This is a genomic window from Phormidium pseudopriestleyi FRX01 (assembly GCF_017313335.1).
Lineage (GTDB): Bacteria > Cyanobacteriota > Cyanobacteriia > Cyanobacteriales > Laspinemataceae > Laspinema > Laspinema pseudopriestleyi.
Genome location: NZ_JAFLQW010000160.1, coordinates 1 through 3,190, shown reverse-complemented (window position 1 = coordinate 3,190; position 3,190 = coordinate 1). Strand labels below are relative to the sequence as shown.

The following is a 3,190-nucleotide window of genomic DNA, read 5'->3' as shown; positions in this document are numbered from 1 at the left end:
TTAGGGGCAGAACGATTACTAGCGGCAGAGCGCGGACATGATAAAATTGCGGTGGAAGTCAAAAGTTTTTTGGCGAGGGCATCGGCAATTTCAGAGTTTCATACCGCGTTGGGGCAGTTTATTAACTATCGAGCTGCTTTACGCCGTGAAGACCCCGATCGCATTCTCTATCTGGCTATCCCAAATCTAGTCTATCACACTTTCTTTTAACGGAAATTTCCAGCATCAATGCTGCAAGAAAATTCCGTAAAACTCATTGTTTACGATATTGAATTGGAGCAAATTTTGCTATGGAAGGAGTGACGGATAAATTAAAAAAATATCAGAAAATTGTGCAACAATTATTGATAGATTATGCACAAAGTAAGCCAGCCTACGGTGAGATTGAGGTCGAGACTATTTTTGATACCCAACGAAATCATTATCAAATTGTCCATTTTGGTTGGCACCATCAGCGCTGGATTCATCAGAGTGTCATCCATTTAGATATCCGCAATGAAAAAATTTGGATTTTTTGCAATTCCACGGAGCATGATATTGCAGAAGATTTAGTTAATTTGGGTATTCCCAAGCAAGATATTGTGCTGGGATTTTATCCGCCTTTTATGAGGGAAATGAGCGATTATGCGGTAGGCTAAAAGTAGAGCAAACCGGGAGGCATAATAATATTACAAAAAACCGACGTATCGACAATCGCAACATCCGCCATCAATGAACCTCTACCCTCGAATTCAGGGAAGTCAACCAGTCTAAAGCCTGCTGTTTTTTTATCTCAGCGCCTGGATACTGCTTTACAAACCGTTCTAACAGCCCGCGAGTCATTAAATGACCCACCGAACCTTGAGCAATTAGTTCCGGGTAATCCGGAATATCTTGCAACCGAATTAACTGACTTGAACCATCATCCGGACTGCGATAACACAATTCAGTTTCAGGAATTGCCTCATCAGGAAGAGCATCTAATAAAGCTGGATTATGACTACTAATAAGAACACGGAGGTTACGTTTTCGCGCAAGTTCAGCCATCCGAGACAGTAAGGCACTCGCACGACTGGGGTGTACACCATTATCGATTTCTTCAATGACCACTAAACTTTCTGACGGTGCAGAAAGTAATACCGCTGCAATGGATAAAACTCGAAGCGTTCCATCAGACAATCGTGCTGCATCATAAGGAATCGCCACGCCGCCAAAGGTTTCAGTAAGTTGTAACATCACCTCATCCCGAGGTGTTTCCAGGAAACTAATATCCTCAATATTCTGTTCTGGGAGACTCCGAACAAAGTCTAAAACCGCTTGCTTAGAGGTTGGAGATTGGCATAAATTGTAAATCACTCCAGATAAGTTTTGCCCTTTCTCTCGCAAAACCTGATCCGTTTTGTGTCCATACTCTCTCATTAAGCTCGGTTCCGGCTCTAAAAACACAATTCCACTCAACCAACGGACATAAATTTCGCAAACCTGGGGGATAATTTCTCGACTTTTGATATTTTCGGGTCGAAATCTAATTGCACTTAAAAGTTGGGTAAAAACCGCGATATGACTACTACAAACCAGGCTCGGTTTTTTGCCACCTCTCGCAAAATTATTATAAGTCACAAAAATATCACTTCCTGCCCCTTGCGGTTCACTGGTAATTTCATACAACGGAACCTTAGAATCTGAGCTAATAATCCGTTCTTGAGTGACCTGCAAATGGTTGTCTGAACTAAGTCCAACTTGAATTTCAAAACGTTCCCAATCTGGATGGTTTGTCAAGCAAGCCAGTTGAAATGTCTGCTTCCCTCGGTATCCCAAATTTTCGACATTACCGCGAAAGAAAGTCTCTCCTTTTTGTTGAGGATTTCTGAGCAATCCCAGTCGTTCCCCCGTAGCGAGTCGAGATAAAAGCCGTAATGCTTCAATGACATTACTTTTTCCGGAGGCATTAGCCCCTATCAATACCGTGAGTCGCCCTAAGTGCAATGTGGCAGATTTATAACTTTTGAAATCTTTTAACTCTATTTCTGTAATCATCGTAGTTCACTCCGTTGGTGAGTTCAGACATTAAACTTGACCTATTCACAAAACCCATTCGGTTTCCACAACATAAATTTTTTATGGCTTTTATTGCTCAAATATGTTATGATATACCTCTCAACAGACTCGGGTCAGACTGGCTGTTTCTCTATCATAGCGGAATTGCTCAATGGTGCCGTCCTGGATTTTTGTAATGGCCTCCTCAATGGCTTCCAAAGGCACCAGAAACCACTCCCTTGGCTTGACTGGGATATCAAAGCGATCGCGCAATTCCAAATCTAATCGAGCGCTGGCAAAAAACTTCTGAAGGAGCGCCTCCAGTTTTTTCCGGTTAATATTTTCCAGTTTAAAAGTAGCGACAATTTCCACATCGGCTAACAGATAAGTCGGGTCATTTTTAGCATTGCTAATCCGCTTTTTGACATCCCCTCCAGTCACCCCTATTTTATGAACCACAGACCGATTCTGGGCAATGAAAGGCTCCTCGGACTGACTCCGCAAGACATAAATATAGCCCGTGGCTAAGTCGTTTTCCGGTTCAACTTCTGCGGTAACTTCTGCTTCCGCCTGCAAGGAAAATAAAGGACCTAAATCTAGCTTAGTGATGCGACGGCTAGTTTTATCCTTATTTAAAGCCCGTTGGAACGAGCGAAACAGGGGATTGCTCTGGGTGCCGTTGTCATAAATCACCCGCAGCCGGTAATTTCTAAGACCATAGTCACTAATAAACATCTCTCCCGTCTCGGCTACCCAGACTTTTTGTCCATCCAGAATGAACAAATCCCCTTGATTAATGGTGGCATAATCCTGATATTTCACCGTTTGCCGTTCCCCAGTCTTTAACTGACGCTGTACTTCCTCAAAGATGGGTTTAAATTCAGCAAAATCCTCGCAGGGAAAGCGCTGGGCAACTTCTTCAGCGGCTTTGATTTCCCGGCGCGATCGCACATGGGTCAGCCGGGTAATATCATTGTCTGGATTCCTCTGGATCTCAAGAGCTGCCAGTAGCTCATCATCGCTGAGATGTTCGGGAACCAATTCCAAATCACCGCTAACATCTAACAGACTACGGGAGTCTAATGGCTTCAAGAGGTCGCGATATTCTGCCGATTCTCGTAAGCGTTCCAGGCGCACCGCATAGAGACGCTCGAAAATATCGCGATCGCCTCCA

4 protein-coding genes are annotated in these 3,190 nt (G+C 43.6%); 2 read left to right on the top strand and 2 right to left on the bottom strand.

Annotation, left to right across the window (positions count from 1 at the left end):
- Both J0895_RS25705 and J0895_RS05890 read left to right on the top strand, forming a co-directional pair.
- A partial coding sequence (locus J0895_RS25705; protein WP_242541086.1) for a XisH family protein occupies positions 1 to 210 on the top strand: 210 nt, incomplete at its 5' end.
- An 80-nt stretch (positions 211 to 290) separates the two neighbouring features.
- On the top strand, positions 291 to 638 hold the full coding sequence (locus J0895_RS05890; protein WP_207087183.1) for a XisI protein: 348 nt from the start codon (positions 291 to 293) through the stop codon (positions 636 to 638).
- Between the two features lie 70 nt (positions 639 to 708).
- Here J0895_RS05890 and J0895_RS05885 read toward each other — a convergent pair whose 3' ends face one another.
- Together J0895_RS05885 and J0895_RS05880 are read right to left on the bottom strand one after the other, a co-directional pair.
- Positions 709 to 2,016: an AAA family ATPase gene (locus J0895_RS05885; RefSeq protein ID WP_207087182.1), complete on the bottom strand. Its 1,308-nt coding sequence runs from the start codon at positions 2,014 to 2,016 to the stop codon at positions 709 to 711.
- A 120-nt stretch (positions 2,017 to 2,136) separates the two neighbouring features.
- Positions 2,137 to 3,190: GIY-YIG nuclease family protein (locus tag J0895_RS05880; RefSeq protein ID WP_207087181.1), on the bottom strand; the 1,054-nt coding region annotated here is incomplete at its 5' end.